The sequence below is a fragment of the Kitasatospora sp. NPDC056076 genome (assembly GCF_042266305.1).
Lineage (GTDB): Bacteria > Actinomycetota > Actinomycetes > Streptomycetales > Streptomycetaceae > Kitasatospora.
Genome location: NZ_JBHJWG010000009.1, coordinates 25,167 through 42,704, shown reverse-complemented (window position 1 = coordinate 42,704; position 17,538 = coordinate 25,167). Strand labels below are relative to the sequence as shown.

The 17,538-nt window shown below is 75.3% G+C and carries 18 protein-coding genes; 8 read left to right on the top strand and 10 right to left on the bottom strand.

Translation table 11 applies throughout. The features are described from left to right. Positions 1-59 precede the first annotated feature (59 nt). Positions 60-728 carry a TetR family transcriptional regulator gene (locus ACFC1T_RS09935; RefSeq protein WP_375885901.1) on the top strand — a complete coding sequence of 223 codons (669 nt, stop codon included), beginning with the start codon at positions 60-62 and terminating at the stop codon, positions 726-728. 8 nt (positions 729-736) lie between these two features. Here the strand turns inward: ACFC1T_RS09935 and ACFC1T_RS09930 are convergent, their stop codons facing one another. The 3 genes from ACFC1T_RS09930 to ACFC1T_RS09920 form a co-directional block, all read right to left on the bottom strand. Then, a complete protein-coding gene (locus ACFC1T_RS09930) occupies positions 737-2,056 on the bottom strand; it encodes an MFS transporter (protein WP_375885898.1) in 1,320 nt (439 codons plus the stop codon). Continuing rightward, on the bottom strand, positions 2,053-3,459 hold the full coding sequence (locus ACFC1T_RS09925) for a hypothetical protein (RefSeq protein ID WP_375885896.1): 1,407 nt from the start codon (positions 3,457-3,459) through the stop codon (positions 2,053-2,055). Before ACFC1T_RS09925 ends, ACFC1T_RS09930 begins: the two co-directional genes overlap by 4 nt. A gap of 206 nt (positions 3,460-3,665) precedes the next feature. Then, positions 3,666-4,400, bottom strand: coding sequence for an SDR family oxidoreductase (locus ACFC1T_RS09920; RefSeq protein ID WP_375885893.1), 735 nt, complete (start codon positions 4,398-4,400; stop codon positions 3,666-3,668). Positions 4,401-4,560: 160 nt separating this feature from the next. Here ACFC1T_RS09920 and ACFC1T_RS09915 point away from each other — a divergent pair, with 160 nt between their 5' ends. The 7 genes from ACFC1T_RS09915 (at position 4,561) to ACFC1T_RS09885 (ending at position 11,009) form a co-directional block, all read left to right on the top strand. Next, on the top strand, positions 4,561-5,394 hold the full coding sequence (locus ACFC1T_RS09915) for a helix-turn-helix transcriptional regulator (protein ID WP_375885890.1): 834 nt from the start codon (positions 4,561-4,563) through the stop codon (positions 5,392-5,394). Positions 5,395-5,517: 123 nt separating this feature from the next. Continuing rightward, positions 5,518-5,706: a YegP family protein gene (locus ACFC1T_RS09910; RefSeq protein ID WP_375885888.1), complete on the top strand. Its 189-nt coding sequence runs from the start codon at positions 5,518-5,520 to the stop codon at positions 5,704-5,706. A 108-nt stretch (positions 5,707-5,814) separates the two neighbouring features. Next, positions 5,815-7,143, top strand: a complete 1,329-nt coding sequence (locus tag ACFC1T_RS09905) for a glycosyltransferase family 4 protein (RefSeq protein WP_375885885.1) — start codon at positions 5,815-5,817, stop codon at positions 7,141-7,143. Continuing rightward, a complete protein-coding gene (locus ACFC1T_RS09900) occupies positions 7,140-8,336 on the top strand; it encodes a glycosyltransferase (protein ID WP_375885882.1) in 1,197 nt (398 codons plus the stop codon). The genes ACFC1T_RS09905 and ACFC1T_RS09900 overlap by 4 nt, the downstream gene beginning before the upstream one ends. Continuing rightward, on the top strand, positions 8,311-9,195 hold the full coding sequence (locus ACFC1T_RS09895) for an SGNH/GDSL hydrolase family protein (protein ID WP_375885880.1): 885 nt from the start codon (positions 8,311-8,313) through the stop codon (positions 9,193-9,195). Before ACFC1T_RS09900 ends, ACFC1T_RS09895 begins: the two co-directional genes overlap by 26 nt. Before the next feature lie 142 nt (positions 9,196-9,337). After that, entirely contained in the window at positions 9,338-10,567 is a 1,230-nt protein-coding gene (locus ACFC1T_RS09890) for an NUDIX domain-containing protein (protein ID WP_375885877.1), read from the top strand. Then, complete coding sequence (locus tag ACFC1T_RS09885) at positions 10,548-11,009, top strand: DUF6188 family protein (RefSeq protein ID WP_375885875.1); 462 nt, start codon at positions 10,548-10,550, stop codon at positions 11,007-11,009. The genes ACFC1T_RS09890 and ACFC1T_RS09885 overlap by 20 nt, the downstream gene beginning before the upstream one ends. A gap of 29 nt (positions 11,010-11,038) precedes the next feature. Here ACFC1T_RS09885 and ACFC1T_RS09880 read toward each other — a convergent pair whose 3' ends face one another. The 7 genes from ACFC1T_RS09880 to ACFC1T_RS09850 all read right to left on the bottom strand — a co-directional run bounded on the left by ACFC1T_RS09880 (position 11,039) and on the right by ACFC1T_RS09850 (position 17,323). Beyond that, positions 11,039-11,413, bottom strand: a complete 375-nt coding sequence (locus tag ACFC1T_RS09880; protein ID WP_375885872.1) for a hypothetical protein — start codon at positions 11,411-11,413, stop codon at positions 11,039-11,041. A gap of 147 nt (positions 11,414-11,560) precedes the next feature. Further along, positions 11,561-11,956 (bottom strand): roadblock/LC7 domain-containing protein, encoded by a 396-nt coding sequence (locus ACFC1T_RS09875; RefSeq protein ID WP_375885869.1) that lies wholly within the window; start codon positions 11,954-11,956, stop codon positions 11,561-11,563. A gap of 82 nt (positions 11,957-12,038) precedes the next feature. Further along, positions 12,039-13,136 carry a hypothetical protein gene (locus tag ACFC1T_RS09870; protein WP_375885867.1) on the bottom strand — a complete coding sequence of 366 codons (1,098 nt, stop codon included), beginning with the start codon at positions 13,134-13,136 and terminating at the stop codon, positions 12,039-12,041. Further along, a complete protein-coding gene (locus tag ACFC1T_RS09865) occupies positions 13,133-13,516 on the bottom strand; it encodes a hypothetical protein (protein ID WP_375886195.1) in 384 nt (127 codons plus the stop codon). Before ACFC1T_RS09865 ends, ACFC1T_RS09870 begins: the two co-directional genes overlap by 4 nt. Before the next feature lie 652 nt (positions 13,517-14,168). Further along, positions 14,169-15,176, bottom strand: a complete 1,008-nt coding sequence (locus ACFC1T_RS09860; protein ID WP_375886192.1) for an MsnO8 family LLM class oxidoreductase — start codon at positions 15,174-15,176, stop codon at positions 14,169-14,171. A gap of 70 nt (positions 15,177-15,246) precedes the next feature. Further along, positions 15,247-15,873, bottom strand: a complete 627-nt coding sequence (locus tag ACFC1T_RS09855; protein WP_375885865.1) for a DUF2269 domain-containing protein — start codon at positions 15,871-15,873, stop codon at positions 15,247-15,249. 250 nt (positions 15,874-16,123) lie between these two features. Beyond that, positions 16,124-17,323: a peptidoglycan-binding protein gene (locus tag ACFC1T_RS09850; protein WP_375885862.1), complete on the bottom strand. Its 1,200-nt coding sequence runs from the start codon at positions 17,321-17,323 to the stop codon at positions 16,124-16,126. Positions 17,324-17,538: the final 215 nt, after the last annotated feature.

Genomic DNA, 17,538 nt, shown 5'->3' with positions numbered 1-17,538 from the left:
CGCTAATAGTGCAACGCCGTTGCGGTAATACGGCAACACCGTTGCTCTACCATGGGTGGATGGCAGACACACCGGAGTTCCAGCGCGCACGCTCGCCCGAGGCCAAGCGCCGACGCGAAGCCGCGATCCTGGAAGCGGCCGCGGCACTCGGCCGCGAGCGCGGCGTCAGGGAGATCACCCTGACCGACATCGCCTCCGCCGTCGGCATGCACAAGTCGGCCCTGCTGCGGTACTTCGAGACGCGCGAGGAGATCTTCCTGCGCCTCACCGCCGAGGGCTGGGCCGAGTGGTCGCAGGCCCTCACCGCGCGGCTGCGGGAGACCGGGGACCCGAGCCCGGCGACCGTCGCCCGGGCCTTCGCCGCCACCCTCGCCGAGCGCGGGAGCTTCTGCGACCTGCTCGCCCACGCACCGCTCAACCTCGAACGCCACGTCTCCGTCGACGCGGTCCGCGAGTTCAAGCTCGCCACGGTCGCCGCCCGCGAACCCGTCACCGCCGCGCTACGGGAACAACTCCCCACTCTCGACGACCAGGACGTCACCGACCTGTTCGCCACCGCCGTCTCCCTCGCCGGCGCCATGTGGCAGATCGCCAACCCGGGCCCCGAGGTCGCCGCCCTCTACCGCAGCGACCCCCGCCTCGCCCACGCCGTCGTCGAGGTCGAACCCCGGCTCGCCCGCATCCTCACCGCGACGATCACCGGCCTGGCCGGGAAGTCCGAGGGCTAGGCCCGCGTTCAGTCGGCCGGCCGGGACGGGAAGGCCCGCAGCGTCCGGAGGTCCGCGGTCGCGATCAGGGGCAGGCAGGAGAGCAGGCCGATCCCGGCGATCGTCCACAGCGTGGGGCGGGTGCCGAGGACCGAGCCGAGGTAGCCGCCGGCCAGTGCCCCGAGCGGGCGGGTGCCCCAGATGGCGAACCGCACGGAGGCGTTCATCCGGCCTTGCAGGCCGGTGGGGGTGATGGCCTGGCGCAGGCTCACCTGGCCGATGTTGTAGACGGTGATGCCGCAGGCCATGATGCCGGTCGCGACGCCCAGGGTCGGCACGGCACGGGCCGGCGCGGCGGTCGCGAGCACCAGCACGGCGATCCCCGACATGGACTTGGCCGCGACCAGGACGGGGCCGAGGCCCACGCGCCGGATGACCCGGCCGCTGAGCGTGGCCCCCAGCAGCGCACCGCAGTTGCCCAGGCTCAGGGCCAGCCCGAGTTCGCCCGGCGAGAGCCGCAGGTCGCGCAGCGCGTACGCGGTCAGGACGGCGCCCAGCGCGCCGCTCAGGCCGACGAGGTTGCTGATGCCCGTGGCCAGGGTCAGCGAGCGCAGGGTCCGGTGGCCGAAGACGAACCGCAGCCCCTCGGCGATCCGGGTGCGCATCCGCTCCCTCGTCCGCGGCACCGGCACCCGGGGCGTCCGGATGAGGCAGAGGAGCAGCGCGGACACCAGGTAGCTCACCGAGTTGACGGCCAGGACCAGGGGCGCGGCGACGGTCTGCAGCAGCAGGCCGCCGATGCTGGGGCCCGCCAGCTCCGCCGTCGAGCGGGAGAACTCCAGCCGGCTGTTGCCGTCCGGGGTCTGCTCCCGCGCCACGACCGTCGGCAGGAACGCCTGGTCGGCGATGTCGAAGAAGACCGTGCACAGCCCGATGGCGAACCCGACCGCGCAGAGCAGCGGCACGCTCAGCACCCCGGCGAGGTGGGCCACCGGCAGCAGGGCGATGGTCACGGCCCGGCCGACGTCCGCCACGACCATCACCCGCCGGCGGTCCCACCGGTCGAGCAGCGCGCCCGCCGGCAGGCCGACCAGGAGGAACGGCAGGGACTCCATCGCCGAGACGAGTCCCAGCTGGCCGGTCGAGGCGGACAGGGTCGTCAGGGCGAGCACGGGGATGACGAAGAACGTGATCCGCGTCCCGAACTCGCTGACGGTGTGCGCCGACCACAGGACCTGGAAGTTCCGCTGCCGCCAGACGCTGACCAGCGGCCGCGGCCGGGGCCGGGACCGGGGCCGGGCGGGAGCGGCCGGCCCCGGGGGCGGGACCACCTCGACCGGCCGGCTCACAGGTACAGCGGGTGCGGCCGTCCGGAGCCCGCGACGTTGTGGCGCTCCCCGTAACCGGCGCGGGAGAAGGCCGAGACCAGCCGGCCGTCGACGGCGCCCAGGGCCACGTCGTGGCGGGGGGCCGGCCCGTCCACGACCCCGAGGAGGTGGGGGCTGGTCACGTACTCCTGGACGAGCCAGCCCTCGGCGCCCGCGAGGTCGACGGCGGCCTCCCAGGCCGGTGCGTCGGCGGCCTCCCGGCCGATCACCACACCGTTGCCGCGGGTGTCCAGCGGGCGCTTGAGGACGTAGCGGTCGCGGTCGCGGACGACGGCGTGCAGCGTCGCCGCGTCGCAGTGCGCGAGGTTGCGCGACCACGGGATCGCCGGACGGACCCGGCGGTAGTCGGCGGCGTCGAAGAGGTGGGCGAAGCGCGGGTCGGAGAGCACGGCGAGGCACAGCTTGTTGTCGCCGATCAGGCGTCCGCGCAGCCCGTTCTGCACGAACAGCCGGCCCTCGCGCACGGCCTCCAGGTAGGACGCCGCGCCGTCGCCCATCCGCAGCAGGTCCTGGATGCCGACCTTGGCGAACGCGTGCCGCACCGCTTCCCCGCTTACGACGACGCCCCCGCGCCCGTCGAGCGAGATCTCGCGCGGGTCCGCGTGCAGGACCCGGACGCCCAGGGCCGTCAGGGCGGTGTCGTAGTCACGGGTGTCGGCGCGGTAGCTGCCGTCCGGGCAGAGCAGGGCCACGGTCTCCGGACGGGTCCCGGTGTGCTGCTCCGCCAGGCGCAGCAGCCAACTCCCCGGCCAGAGCGGGTCGTCGGCCGGCAGCGGGCCCGGCACGTCGACGCCGTGCCGGGCCAGCAGCGACCGCCAGGCCGCCCGGCCCCGGCCGGCCCCGGGCAGGCCCCCCGGGCAGTTGGCGTTGGTCTCCAGCACCCGCAGCGTGCCGTCGGCCTGGGGCAGCAGGTCGATCCGCAGCAGGTGCACCCGGGTGTCGCGGGCGGCGTCCACGTGCTCGCGCAGCACCTGGGGAAGCGTCAGCACCTCGCGCAGGTCGCGGTCGTGGTCCCAGGCGGCCACCAGCGTCTCGATCACCCGGTGGTACGAGGCGACGAACGCGTCCAGCTCGCGGCGCAGCTGCGGGCGCACCCGCAGCGGCAGCCCCTGCGGCTGCGGCTGCGCCCGGACGATCTCGAAGACCTGCGACTCGGCCAGCTCGCGTCCCTCGGCCGTCCGCGCGATCGCGACGACCTCCCGGGTGAACTCCTCGTCCAGCCCGGGCCAGGTGTACCCGCCGGCCCTGGGCCCGTCCGGGGACGGCACGTGGGGGCGGGCCGGCATGACCGTGGTCGTGCCGGTCGGCCCGCCGACCGCGCCCTGTTCGCCGCCGGGGCCGCCGGGGCCGGGAATCGACTGCATGATCCGGTGTCCTTCCGCAGTTGGGAGGCGTGCGCCCGCGCCCCGCCACGGCCGGTGCACACACGTGATCCCGGAGTATCCAGCCAGCCGCGGACGACTCGGTGGACCGCAGCGCGCGGTTCGTCAGATCGAGTGAGGGGACCGGACCCGCACAGGACTGCCTGCACCGGTCGGTCCGCGTCGCCCCGCCCACCGACGCGGACTGGTCACTGGGCGCTCGCCGCGGGGCGGACGACCAGCTCGTTGACGTCGACCTCCCGGGGCTGGGACACCGCGTAGGCGATGGCCCCCGCCACCGCGGAGGCGGGAATGGCCACGGCGCGGTACGCCTTCATGGCCTCCCGCGCGGCGGGGTCCGCGATGCCGTCGGCGAGTTCGGACTCGGTCACGCCGGGAGAGACGAGGGTGACCCGGATGTCGCCGGCCGACTCCTGGCGCAGCCCTTCGGAGATCGCTCGGACGGCGAACTTGGTGGCGCAGTAGACGGCGGCGGTGGGCGAGACCTCGTACGCGCCGACGGACGCGATGTTCACGACGTGCCCGCCGCCCTGGGCCCGCATCACGGGCAGCGCGGCGGCGATGCCGTGCAGGACTCCCCTCACGTTCACGTCGATCATGCGGTCCCACTCGTCCGTCCTCAGCGCCTCCAGGGGCGACAGCGGCATCACTCCGGCGTTGTTGACCAGGACGTCGACCCGGCCGTAGCGCTCACCGGCGGCGGCCACGAAGGCCCGGACGTCGGCGGCGTCCGTGACGTCGAGGCGCCGGAACGCCGCGGTGGCGCCCGCGGCGGCCAGCTCGCCGGTGAGCGCGTCGAGGCGGTCGGTGCGCCGGGCCCCGAGGAACAGCCGGTGGCCGTCGGCGGCGAGCCGGCGGGCGGTGGCCTCCCCGATGCCGCTGCTCGCCCCGGTGACCAGTACGACCTTGGATGTCTGCGTCATGCCTGCTTCTCCTCCTGGTGGAGCACGGGGTTCGTCGACGGATGCGGATCCGTTCCGCCGGACCGAGTCTGGGCGGGGCGCGGGCGACCGACCAGGACGTGTCCTGCCTGGGTGCGGTGCACCCAGGCAGGGCCCGGGCGGCGCCACCTAGGGTGAGGACGTGACCGACAACCATCTGGGAGAGTTCCTGCGCGCACGCCGCGCGGCCCTGCTGCCGCAGGACGCCGGCGTGGCGAGCCACGGGGTGCGCAGGGTCGCCGGACTGCGCCGGGAGGAGGTCGCCGTCCTGGCCGGGGTGAACGCGGACTACTACACCCGTCTGGAACAGGGGCGGGAACGCCACCCGTCGGCCCAGGTCCTCGACGCGCTCGGCCGCGCCCTGCGGCTCGACCCGGACGGGCACGCGCACCTGCACCAGCTGGCGGGGACGGTGCCGGGCAGCCGGTTCGCCCACACCACCGACCTGGTCGGCCCCGCCCTGCGCCAGCTGCTGGACGGCTACCCCGCCGCCCCGGCCTTCGTCATCAACCGGACCCTGGACGTCCTGGCGGCCAACGCCCTGGCCGAGGCCCTGCACTCGCCCTTCGAGCGGATGGACAACCTCGCCCGGATGGCCTTCCTCGACCCGGCGGGCCGGCAGTTCCACGAACGGTGGGGCCACACGGCCCAAGCCGTCGTGGGCCATCTGCGGCAGGCCGCCGGGCTCGACCCGGACAGCCCCCGGCTGCACGCACTCGTCCGCACCCCCACCGACCACAGCACCGACTTCACCCGGCTGTGGAACGCCCACGCCGTACGCGGAAAGACCCAGGAGGCCAAGCACTTCCTCCACCCGGACGTCGGCCCGCTGACCCTCACCTACCAGGCCTTCGACGTGCGCGACGCTCCCGGCCAGCAACTGGTCGTCTACCAGGCGGAGCCCGGCAGTTCCAGCGCCCAGGCCCTCGCCCTGCTCGGGTCCCTGCGCGCCACCGCGAACCGCGCCGCCGGCTGAGCCGGAGGTCGGCTCCGCGACTCGAACGGTCGCCACCCGGCTGGGTCAACTGGCGAGCGTTCCAACGGATTTGGGCCTACGGTGCGGTCCCAGGGGGCCATCGAGCGAAAGGCTGTTGACGGCATGGCTGGGAAGTTCGAGCTGTACACGGACGAGAGCGGGATGCACCGGTTCCGGCTCAAGGCGAGCAACGGGACCGTCGTGGTGACCGGTGACCCGCAGGAGAGCAAGGACGACTGCCTGAAGAGCATCGAGTCGATCCGTAAGCTCGCGCCGTACGCGGAGCTCAAGGAGGCGGCCGGGTCGATGTGACGCGGCGGTGCCGGGGCGCGGGTCGGCGGTGCAAATCGCCGACCCGCGTTCGCTTGTACGACAGATCCCTTTGGCCGGGTGCACGCCGTGCGCGGAGACAACACAGGCATGCGCGTCGCCATCGTCACCGAATCCTTCCCTCCCGAGGTCAACGGAGTCGCCCACAGCGTGCTGCGGACGGCCGAGCACCTGCTCCGTCGGGGCCACCGGCCCCTCGTCGTCACCCCCGCACCGGCCCGGGGCGCCCAGTGCCCGCCGCAGACCTTCGGCTCCGGCGCCGACGCGGAACGGATCCCCGTCGTGCGGATCCCGTCGGTGCCGCTGCCCGGGTACCCGCAGGTGCGGATCGCCCTGCCGAGCCGGCAGCTGGCGGCCGCGCTGGCCGGGCACCGGCCCGACATCGTCCACCTGGCCAGCCCGTTCGTCCTGGGTGCGCGCGGCATGCAGGTCGCGGCCCGGCTCGGCGTGCCCGCCGTCGCCGTCTACCAGACCGACCTCGCCGGGTACGCCCACGCCTACCGGGCCGGACGCGGGCTCGGCGAGGCCGCCGCCTGGCGGCGCATCCGGGCCGTGCACCGGGCCGCCGCCCGCACGCTGGCGCCGTCCACCCCCGCCGCCCAGGACCTCACCGCGCACGGGGTGCCCCGGGTCCAGCTGTGGCCGCGCGGGGTGGACTCGGTGCGCTTCCACCCCCGGCACCGGGACGAGGCCCTGCACCGGGCCCTCGCCCCCGGCGGGGAGGTGCTGGTCGGGTACGTCGGGCGGCTGGCGCCCGAGAAGCGGGTCGACCTGCTGGCCGCCGCCTCCGCGCTGCCCGGGGTGCGGGTGGTGGTGGTCGGGGACGGCCCCTCGGCGCCCGGCCTCAGGGCCGCCATGCCCGGCGCGGTGTTCCTCGGGCGCCGCACCGGCGAGGAACTCGCGCGATGTTTCGCCACCCTCGACGTGTTCGTCCACACCGGCCCGCTGGAGACCTTCTGCCAGACCATCCAGGAGGCGATGGCCAGCGGCGTCCCCGTGATCGGCCCGGCCGCCGGCGGCCCGCTCGACCTGGTCTCCCACCACCGCACCGGACTGCTGGTGCCGCCCCGCGACGGCGCGGCGGTCGCCCGGGCCGTCGCCGAACTGGCCGCCGACCCGGCCCGGCGGGCCCGGTACGGGCAGGCCGGACGGGCCGAGGTGACCGCCCGGACCTGGGAGGCGGTCGGGGACCTGCTGCTGCGGCACTACGCCGAGGTGCTGGCGGAGCACCGAGGGGTGGGGGTGGCTCCTTCGGCGGCTCCGTCCGGGGTCGGGGCCGAGGTCGGGATCGGGGCCGAGGTCGGGATGGGGGCCGGGACTGAGGTCGAGGTCGAGCCCGGGTCGCCGGGGGCGTCGGCCGGGACGGTGGTGCCGGTGCTGCCCGTGCTGCCCGTACTGCCGGAGGAGTTGCCGGCATGACTGCGCCGCCCCGCGGCGGGCCGCTGACCATCGTGCGGCTCGCCAACTTCGTCACCCCGGTCTCCGGCGGCCTGCGCACCGCGCTGCGCCACCTGGGCGCCGGGTACCGGGCCGCCGGACACCGGCCCGTCCTGATCGTGCCCGGCGAGCGGCGCACCGAGGAGGACACCGAGCAGGGTCTGGTGATCACCCTGCCCGGCCCGGTGCTGCCGGCCAGCGGCGGGTACCGGCTGCTCGCCGACCGACGGGCGGTCGCCGCCGAACTGACCCGGCTCGGCCCCGACCGACTGGAGGTCTCCGACCGCACCACCCTGCGCTGGACCGGCGCCTGGGCCCGTCGGCACGGGGTCCGCTCGGTGATGGTCTCGCACGAGAGCGCCACCGGAGTGCTGCGGACCTGGGGCCTGCCCGGCCCGCTCGCCGCCGCGGCCGCCGACCGGCTCAACGCGGCCACCGCCCGCGGCTACGACTCGGTGCTCTGCACCACCGACTGGGCGGCGGCCGAGTTCCGCCGGATCGGCGTGCCCAACCTGGTCCGGGCCCCGCTCGGGGTCGACCTGGCGGCGATGCGCCCGCTGCCCACGGCCGTACGGGAGCTGGAACGGGCCCGGTACGCGGCGCCCGGGGACGTCCTGCTGGTGCTCTGTTCCCGGCTCTCCGCCGAGAAGCGGCCCGAACGCGCCGTCGAGGCCCTGGCCCGGCTGCGGGCGCGGGGGCTCCCCACCGTCCTGGTGGTGGCCGGGACCGGACCGCTGCGGCCCCGGCTCGCCGCCCGGGCCGCCCGGCTGCGGCTGCCCGTACGCTTCCTCGGGCACCTGAACGGGCGGGCGGAGCTGGCCGCACTGCTGGGCAGCGCGGACGTGGTGCTGGCCCCCGGACCGGTGGAGACCTTCGGACTGGCCGCCCTGGAGGCACTGGCCTGCGGCACCCCCGTCGCGGTCAGCCGCTCCTCCGCGCTGCCCGGCCTGATCGGGCCCGCCGGGATCGCCGCCGCCGACACCGGGGCCGGATTCGCCGCCGCCGTCACGGAGTTGCTCCGCCGACCGGAACCGGCCCGGCGGGCCGCCGCCCGGGCCCAGGCCGAACGGTACGGCTGGCCGGCGGCGGTGGCCGCCTTCCTGGCCGCGCACGGGGCCAGGACCTCCGATGCCACCGGGAGGAGTAGGGATGAGCGTGCTCGACGCGGGGCCTGACCGGACCGCCGACGACCGGCCCACCGCGGGCGAACTGCTGCGCTTCGTCGCGCTCGGCGACTCGCTCACGGAGGGCGTCGGGGACCAGGTCGGCGAACGGTGGCGCGGCTGGGCCGCCGTCCTCGCCCGGTCACTGGCCCCCGCGGGCCAGGACGTCGAATTCGCCAACCTGGCGTACAGCGGTGCACTGACCGCAGATCTGACGACTCGTCAACTCCCGGCGGCACTCGCCCTTCGGCCCCAGCTGGCGGCGGTCCTGGTCGGCGGCAACGACACCCTGCGGGCCGGCTTCGACATCCGCCGCACCACCCGGGAACTCGACGCCACCCTCGGCGAACTCTCCGGCCACGGCGCCGTCCTGCTCACCGCCTGCCTGCCCGACCCCGGCACCCTCCTCCGGCTCCCCGCCCCGCTCGCCCGACCACTGGCCCGACGGATGCGCGCCGTCAACACCGTCGTCCACGCCCTCACCACCCGGCACCGGGCCGTCCACCTGCACATCGCCGAACTGCCCTGGTGCGAGCAGCGCGGCCTGCTCAGCGTCGACCGCCTCCACCCCAGCGCCGAAGGACACCACCTGATCGCCCGCCGCTTCCACGAACTGCTCGCCACCCAGGGCCACCCCCTCGGCCCACCACCCGCCGCCGAACCCGTCGAACCGCCGCCCGGCCTCGCCGCCGACCTGTGGTGGATGGCCACCCGCGGCACCCGCTGGCTCGCCGCCCGCAGCACCGACCTCCTACCGGGCCTGCTCGCCCTCGCGGCCGTCGAAGGCGCCGCCCGCCTCCGCGGATCGAGTGCCCGCCACGACGAACAGATGGCCCGAGCGGCCGCCCAGGCCCTGGCCTCCCTGGGGTGACGGCCCGCCGGGCGGGGCGGGAGGGCAGGTCGGGCGGCGGTGCGGGGGCGTGTCCCTTCCGGGTGGTGGTCGGGGTGGGCGGGAACCATCGGGCGCGTGGGGATGTCGTCCCCCGGGAGATGAGCGGGTGGAAGGAGTCGGGGTGGAAGGAGTCGGGGTGGAGGCGTCGGGTGCGGCGGGACGAGAGATGATGGCGGCCGCCGGGGTGCTGTTCCCGGACAGGCAGGGGCGGGTGCTGGTGGTGCGGCTGCCGTACGACCGGAAGCATCCGGTGGCGATCCCGGGTGGCGGGTGGGAGCCCGGCGACCGGTCGCCGCGGGAGACGGCGTCGCGGGAGATCGCCGAGGAGCTGGGGTTCACGCCCCGGCTGGGAGCGTTGGCGTGCGTCGACTGGGCGATGTCCCCGAGCCGGCCGCCGATCGTGGCCTACCTGTACTGGGCCGAGGCGTTGACGCCGGAGCAGGTGTCGGCGATCCGGCCGGACGCGGCGGAGGTCGGCGGCTGGGTCTGGCTGACGGCGGAGGAGGCCGGGCACGCCCTGCCGCCGCGGCTGTCCCGCCGGGTGGCGGCCTGTCTGCGGGCGCCGCGGGAGGCCGGGCCCCTGGAGCTGGAGGACAGCCGGCCGGTGGGGCACACCCTGGGGGCACTGCCCGCCGAGGGGCCCGTGCCGGAGTACACCGGGCTGGCCGCCGCACCGGGGCTGGGGTCGGGGTCGGGGCCGGGGTCAGCTGCGGGGCAGCCGTCGGAGGCGCCGGAGCCGCTGGAGCCGCTGGAGCCGCCGATGGACCGGGACACCTACTACGCCACCCGGCCGCGGATCCGGGCGAAGGCGCGGGCCCTCTTCACGGACGGTGACGGCCGGGTGCTGCTGGTGCGGCTGCGGCCGTGGGACGGGCCGCGCGGGCGGGTGCCGTACTGGACACTGCCGGGCGGCGGGGTGGAGGCGGACCGCGAGACGCCCCGCACGGCGGCGGGGCGGGAGATCCGCGAGGAGCTGGGCTGGGAGGTCGAGCCCGGGCGGCTGCTGGCGTTGGACTGGCTGCCGGGGGCGGCGGCCGATCCCGGGGCCGATCCCGCGACCGGTCAGGACACCGCCGTGCTGGTGTACGTCTACGACGGCGGCGCGGTGACGGAGGAGTCGCTCGGCACGATCGTCCTCCAGGAGCAGGAACTGGTGGAGTGGCGGCTGTGCGACCCGGCCGAGGCGCGGACGCTGCTCTCCGGGCCGTCCTGGGACCGGGTGGCCGCGGCCCTCGCGGCCCGGGAGCGGGCGGGCGGACCGGTCGAGCTGGTGCGCGGACGGCCGGTCGGTCCCGTGGTTGGGAACGCGTCGGCCGGTGAAGACTGGGAGCATGCAGAACACGATCACTGAGGTGCTGGCCGGCCGGACGGTCGAGGCGGTCAGCGGAGGCGACCGGCTGGACCTGCGGCTCGACGGGCCGGTGACCGTACGGGTGGTGCACGAGTTCCGCTTCGCGGCGCCGTCCTTCACCACGCCGGAGGAGGTCGGACACTTCTTCCCCGCGCTCACCTTCCGGCCGACGCCCACCCTGCTGGCCCTGGTCGGCCGCACCGTCGGCACCGCCCGGATCACCCTGGCCGGCGGCCTGGAGCTGGGTTTCACGGAGGGCGGTGAGCTGTCCGTCCCGCCGCACGCGGTGCTCGCGCCGTGGAGCGTGCTGAGCGCCGAGGGGGCGGTCTGCGCGGGGCTGGCCGGCGGGGAGGTCCAGTGGGCGCGGCTGGACGGGGCCGGGCCCGGCGGGGCGGGGCCCGGCGGGGCGGGGCCCGGCGGGGCGGGGCCCGGCGGGGCGTGAGCCGCCGCCGGGGCCGTGCCGGTGCCCGGTCAGACCTCCAGGTCGGCCTCGATCTTGACCAGCTGGTGGCGGGCCATCGCCAGGTTGGCGCGGCCCTTGTCCAGTGCCAGGTAGAGGAACAGGCCCTTGCCGGTGCGGCCGGTGAGCGGGCGGATCAGGTGGTACTGGGTGCTCAGCGTGATGAGGATGTCCTCGATGCCGTCCTGGAGGCCGAGCATGTCCATGGTGCGCATCTTGGCGCGCATCACGTCGGTGTTCCCGGCCGCGGCGACGTTGAGGTCCAGGCCGCCGGGGCCGTCGAGGGTGGCGAGCGCCATGCCGCTGTTGTAGTCCACCAGGGCCGCGCCGATGGCGCCCTCGATGACGGTCATGGCCTGCTTGAGCGCGCCGGCTGCGTCGGTCATTCTGATCAACTCCTGTGGGTCGGTTGGTCGGTGGGTCGGTAAGTCGACAGGTTGGTCAGTGGGTGGGTCGGTGGGTCGGTACGGGGGTGGGTCGGTACGGGGGCCGGTCGGTACGGGGGCGGGCGGGGCGTTCGGTCCCGGGACGGGTCAGAGCGCGTCGCGCGGGTCCTTCGGCACCAGGGCGTCGTTGAGCAGTTCGGCGATGTGCCGGGCACTGCGGCGGCCCTCCAGGTGGAGCCGGCCGACGTTGACGTCCGGGAGCGCCAGCAGGGTCAGCACACAGCTGCCGCCGGCCGCGTAGGTGGCGACGTAGCCGTGTTCACCGCGCACCACGGACTCGCGGAACTCCCCCTGCCCGGTGGTGTCGGCGAGCCGCTGGGCGAGCGAGAGCGAGGCCGCCGTCATCGCGGCCAGGCCCGAGGGTTCGGTCCCGTGGGTGTCGTGCGCGACCAACAGGCCGTCCACGCTGGCCACCAGCCCGCCCGCGAGGTGCGGGACGCGACGTTTGACGGCGCGGAGTTCGGCGAGCAGCTCGGTCTCCAAGGCGATCAGTTGTCTCCTTCCGACACGCTGCTTGAGTGCCCGCCTCATGGCCGGTACGGCGGGGTCGCGGGCGGGGAGTGACTCAAAGTCGGGCCTCCAGAAGGTCTCGGACCCGGGTCAGCAGCGCGATGTCCGGGTCGGGGACGGTCAGCGGGTGGGCCGCTGCCGTGGTGGGCGGTCGGTCGGAGCGCGTGGGGGCGGGGGCTACGGGGACTGCGGGGCTGGTCGTTGCCGCAGGCCCGGTCGTTGCTGCGGGGCCGGTGCTCGGGAAGCCCCGGAGGGTGGCTCCGGGCACCCTGCGGTGCAGGCCGCTGCCAGGCCGGGCGGGTACGGCGGCCGAAAGGACGGGGTCGGCGACCGGGCGGACGGGTTCGGCAGCCGGGCGGGAGGGTGCGGCGGCCGGCGCGGCGTGCCGGGGGGTGTCGAGCAGTCCGGCGGCGGCCAGGCGGCGGATGTCCGCCGTCACGCCGAAGCCGGAGCGGCCGAGCAGCCGGGCCAGGTCCGCCGGGGTTCTTCGGCCGTCGGCGTGGTCCAGCAGTTCGCGCCGCCGACGGCCGGGCGGGCGGTGGGAGGGCGATCGACTGTGCTCGACCGGCCGGACCGGCGCGGTGTCGAGCTGCGGCCAGGGCCAGATCCGGTCGAGGAGTCGGTGCCGGCGCTCGACCTCGCGACCGAGCCGCGCCGGGTCGACCGGCGTCACCGTGCCGAGCCAGTGCCGGGCCTCGGACTCGAACCGCCAGGTGCCGCCGGCCCGGTCGGCGAGCACGAAGTAAGCGGCGTCGAACAGCGTTCCCAGGTGGCCGAGTTCGAGTTCGCCGCGGGTGAGCAGCTGCCGGTCGACCAGTGCCTCGCCGACCCGCCCCTGCGGGCCGTGGCGGTGCAGGAGGTCGGCCCACTCCTCGGGGGTGAGCCGACCGCAGCCGGTGAGCAGGTCGGCCAGGCCGGGCGCGCGGGGGGACTCCGCGGCGGCGACCTGGCCGTCGACCAGCCACAGGATGCCGAGCGGGCCGTGCAGGGCCCCGGTGGCGCGGCGGGCGGCGAGCAGGGCGACGGCCTCGCCCGGGGTCCTCGGCGCGGCGGGTTGGACGTGGTGGTCGGCGGCCTCCACCAGGGGCGCGTACGGGGCGGCCACGCGGTCGGCTGGCCGGAATGCGACGGTCGGTGCGGGCCTCGTGTTCACCCCAGCACCAGTTCCTCGGCGAGGGCCTGGAGGCGGAACCGGGCCGCGGCGAGGTTGCCCGACTCGCGGTCGAGCCAGAGGTGCAGGACGAGCCGGCTGTCGAAGACGGTGTCGATGAAGCGGATCAGGTGGTAACTGCGGCCCGCAGTGACGATGATGTCCTCCAACGGGGAGCGCCGGTCCTCCGCCGCGGTGAAGGTCTGGCTCTCAACGGCCGCGCGCACCAGGTCGGTTGCCTCGGCAGCAGCGGTCTCGTGTTCGCCGACCGGGCTTTCGCCCAGGCTCCCGAGGGCGAGTCCGCTGCTCCAGTCGACCAGGCTCGCCGAGCGGGCTCCGGCGATCGCCATCGCTCCGGAGAGACATTCGTCGATACCCGGCACACCGGCTCCTTCGAGGGGGTCTGGGGGTGGCCGGGCGCAGCGCAGATCCGGCCGGATCGCCACCAGCAGTGGCAGGTTCGACACGGAAGGCTACTGCCGGTTTCCGTATGACGAACATTCCAATGGCATATTCACACCAGCTACGGCGACTTCCGGCCAAGGTGCGACGATCCACCGGCCCGACCGGAGCGGCAAAACTGCTGGCTGCCCGGCCGCCGCAGACCGTCACTCGTCGGCCACCTGGTACGGGACCTTGGCCGATACCGGATCGCCGCCCGGAGTTTCGCCAGCGAAAGTGCGATAAGAGGACTCGGCGCACACCAGGGCCGAGGGCGGTGCACGGCCGGACATGACGAAGGGGCCCGTTCCCTTGACGGAACGAGCCCCTTCGGATGGAGCGCCAGGCCCGGATCGCACGGACTCTTCCTACTGAAAGTAGGACGTGCTCTGGTAGCACCACTGACGCACGTTCAAGGGTTTCGGGATCTCCGTTTAGGAAGATCATTTCCCCTCGACGAGAAGAACAGTAGCAGGCCATCGGGCCTGGTCAGAAATCCGCCCGGACGGCCGGGGAGCGGTGGAGTGGGCGGTCGCGCGGGCTGCGGAACGGGCAGCGCGGCAGGCGGCGCGGCAGGCGGCGGGCCGCAGCCGGTCAGAGCCCGCCGACGGCCTCGGCGAGCAGCCGGTACGAGTCGAGCAGGGCCGTCCGGTCGTAGGTACTGGTGGCGATCAGGACCTCGTCCGCACCGGTGCGTGCCACCAGGGCGGACAGCTCGGCGGCCGCCTGCTCCGGGGTGCCCGCGATGTGGCCCTTGAGCGACTGCTCGAAGGCCGCCCGTTCGCGCGGGCTCATCGTGCGCGCCCGGATCTCGGCGGCCGGGGCCAGCGGCGGGAACTCCCCGTGGGTGCGGGAGTAGGCGCCGGCCCAGGCCTCCGGGAGGAGGAGGTCATGGGCCCGCTCCTCGGTCTCGGCCACCGCGACCGTGCCCGAGACCACCACGTACGGTTCGGCGGCCTGCGCGGAGGGGCGGAAGCGGCTGCGGTAGCCGTCGAGCGCGGCGAGCATCCGCTCCTCCCCACGTGCGGCGGCGATGACCAGCGGCAGCCCGGCCTCGGCGGCCAGCTCGGCGCCCGCGCCGGTGGCCAGCACGAAGGCCGGCACGTGCAGGCCCTCGGCCGGGCGGGCGTGGACGCCGCGGTGCACCTGCTGGGAGCCGTCGAAGTATCCGAGCAGCTCGGTCAGCTGGCCGCCGAAGTCGTCGGCCGCGTCCTTCTCGCGCCCGAGCGCCCGCCGGACGCCGTCGGTGAAGCCCACCGAGCGGCCGAGCCCCATGTCGATCCGGCCCGGGAACAGCGCCGCCAGCACCCCGAACTGCTCGGCCACCACCATGGGCCGGTGGTTGGGCAGCATCACCCCGCCGGTGCCGACCCGGATCCGGCTGGTGGCCGCCGCGACCGCCGCGGCGAGGACCGTGGGCGCCGACCCGGCCACCCCGGGCACGCCGTGGTGCTCGGAGACCCAGAAGCGGTGGTAGCCCAGCCGCTCGATCTCACGCGCGAAGGCCACGGTGTCGCGCAGCGCCTGCGCCGGCTCCTCGCCCTGCCTGGTCCGGGAGCGGTCGAGGACGGAGAGCCTGGTCGCGGGCGTAGCGCTGGTCACGTGGGTGGACAACGCCCACCCGCCGTACGGGCATTCCCCGCCGGTACGCCCGGGCGCGCCGTCACCGCCGTCATCGACCCTCGGGCCCCGGCCCGGCCCCGGCCGCGCCGGAGGCCCCGGGTATTCGGCCCGGACGCGTGCCCGCGGCCTTGCGGCGGCCCCAGGGCTTGTACACCGAGAGGATCACGTTGAACAGGTAGAGCGCCAGGGCCACCGCCGGGACGATCACCGTGTTGTAGCGGACGAAGCCGAGGTCCGCCACCGGGATGGGGCCGGTCGGGTGGGCGTCCGCCACCCGGACCGCGTCGTGCAGCCGGGCGGTGAGGGCGAAGACCGAGGCCGCCAGCGCACCGAGCGTCAGCCAGAACTTGGTACTCACCCAGTAGTACCGGAACAGGCCCCAGGACGTGCCGAGCCCCAGCGCCAACCCGCTCAGGAAGGTGAGCAGGCTCAGCGGCAGGATGAGCGCGTCGCCGAGCAGGCCCATCGCCCGGTAGGCCGTTCTCAGCCGGTCGGCGTCGTCGGTGGTGAGGGCCGTCACCGCCAGGGTGAGCAGGCAGAGCATCAGGGCCAGCCAGCTCACCGAGGCGACGACGTGCAGCACCACCAGGCGTTTGCGCGCTCCCGGCGACAGTCGGCGGCCGGCGGACCGCCGCCCCGCGCCGGGGGCCGCGACGGCTTCGGTGGACGGGCGCACAGGTACCTCCTTCGAGTCGGGGTCACGAGGACGCGCCCAGACTCCCCCGCCCGCCCCTCATCGGGCATCTGACGGCGGAAGTAACCTCGGCTACTCCCCGGCGAGTACGTGCCTGGCCGTCGCCGCGACCGACCGACTCCCCGGGGAGTACCCACACCGACCCGCAGCCCCGCCGACCCGCCGACCCCCCGACCCGCCGACCCGCCGACCCGCAGCGCCCAACCCGTCGGCTCACCGGCCCGTCGGCCCGTCAGTCCGTCACCGCGAACCCCCGCGCCGCCCCCAGCCGGTGCAGCGAGTCCCGCCCGGGGATCCCGTCCGCGGCACCCGCCGAGTACCCGCAGCGCCGCTGCCAGCCCGCGTACGCCGTCACCGTGAGGCTGCCGTAGGACCCGTCCACCCAGCGCTGTTCGAGCAACCCCTCGTCCGCCAGCGCCTGTTCGACGATCGCCACCTCGGCCCCGTACGTCCGGTGCCCCTGCTCCGCCCCCGGGTCGCTGCGCGCCGCCGCGACGACGTGGGCGAGCGAGACGGTGCGCGGGCCGGGCAGGTAGCCGAGCAGCCGGCGCAGCGAGGCCTCGCCCGGGACGCCGTCCGCCGCCTGCCCGGAGTACCCCAGGCTCGCCTGGTAGTCCGCGTAGTTCTCGGTGTCGGCGTCCGTCCAGGTCGGTCCGGGCCCGGAGTGGTAGTGGGTGCCGAAGCCGGCCGTGACCAGCGCCCGTCCGACGGTGGTCACCTGGTAGCCCTGGGCGCCGTAGCCGTACGCCAGGCCGTTGACGGTGACCTGGTAGCGGGCGGGGGTCGGGTCGGCGGGCGGGGCGGGGTGCTGCTGGGAGGGCGGGCCGGTGGGCGAGCCGGGGCCCGCGGTGAAGGCGGGCCAGGAACCGGGGTCGACGTGGTCGTTGTACGGCACGTGGGCGTGCGCGTACCAGCCGCCCGCGGTCTCCCAGACCCGCTCGTCGCGGTGCTCCGTGAAGTCGGTCGGCCGCCCCATCGGCCAGGCGTCGGGCACCCCCCAGGAGGTGATCCAGGCGTGGATCCGGTCCCAGCCCGCGCACGGGGTGTCGACCAGCCGCGGGTAGACGGTGCCCTGGTGGCGGCAGTAGGGGAAGAACACCGCCTCGATCTGGATCACCACCAGCCCGGCCCGGTTGGTGCGGGTGGGGCTCTGGGTCGGGCTGAGCAGGCTCTTGGAGCGGGAGTCGGCGGGGAACAGCTGCGCCGTGCGGCCGCTGAACGGGTCCCAGACCAGGTGCGGGGCGTCGCCGGCGCCGGCGCCGGTGAAGTACCCGACGAGGTCCTCGTAGGTGCACCAGTCCTGCGGCGCGGCGGCGGTGGCGTTGCGGTCCCAGGTGATGTGGGCGATGGCCTTCGGGGGGTACTGGTGGTCGGTCGGCGCGTGGTCGCCGAGGTCGTGGATCTCGGCACCGGGCAGCCACGGTTCGGGCATGCTGGCTCCTCCGAACGGCGTAATGACGTCGTTGCCGGTATCGGCAGGTCCGGGTCGCGGATTGACCCCGGCGGCGGGATCGGCGGGGTTGAACCGCCCGGGGCCGCACGGCCGTTCGGATCAACGAGGGGAATTCGTCCTCACGTGCGGACCCGGCGGCGACAGGGCGCGCCGCCGGTTCCGTGCTCCGCCCTGTCCGGAAGCGGGTCCGGGCT

Excerpts from the sequence above, each read along its gene's own strand:
- ACFC1T_RS09935 (WP_375885901.1), top strand. The coding sequence starts at position 60 with ATGGCAGACACACCGGAGTTCCAGCGCGCACGCTCGCCCGAGGCCAAG.
- ACFC1T_RS09925 (WP_375885896.1), bottom strand. The coding sequence starts at position 3,459 with ATGCAGTCGATTCCCGGCCCCGGCGGCCCCGGCGGCGAACAGGGCGCG.
- ACFC1T_RS09920 (WP_375885893.1), bottom strand. The coding sequence starts at position 4,400 with ATGACGCAGACATCCAAGGTCGTACTGGTCACCGGGGCGAGCAGCGGC.
- ACFC1T_RS09910 (WP_375885888.1), top strand. The coding sequence starts at position 5,518 with ATGGCTGGGAAGTTCGAGCTGTACACGGACGAGAGCGGGATGCACCGG.
- ACFC1T_RS09905 (WP_375885885.1), top strand. The coding sequence starts at position 5,815 with ATGCGCGTCGCCATCGTCACCGAATCCTTCCCTCCCGAGGTCAACGGA.
- ACFC1T_RS09900 (WP_375885882.1), top strand. The coding sequence starts at position 7,140 with ATGACTGCGCCGCCCCGCGGCGGGCCGCTGACCATCGTGCGGCTCGCC.
- ACFC1T_RS09895 (WP_375885880.1), top strand. The coding sequence starts at position 8,311 with ATGAGCGTGCTCGACGCGGGGCCTGACCGGACCGCCGACGACCGGCCC.
- ACFC1T_RS09885 (WP_375885875.1), top strand. The coding sequence starts at position 10,548 with ATGCAGAACACGATCACTGAGGTGCTGGCCGGCCGGACGGTCGAGGCG.
- ACFC1T_RS09880 (WP_375885872.1), bottom strand. The coding sequence starts at position 11,413 with ATGACCGACGCAGCCGGCGCGCTCAAGCAGGCCATGACCGTCATCGAG.
- ACFC1T_RS09850 (WP_375885862.1), bottom strand. The coding sequence starts at position 17,323 with ATGCCCGAACCGTGGCTGCCCGGTGCCGAGATCCACGACCTCGGCGAC.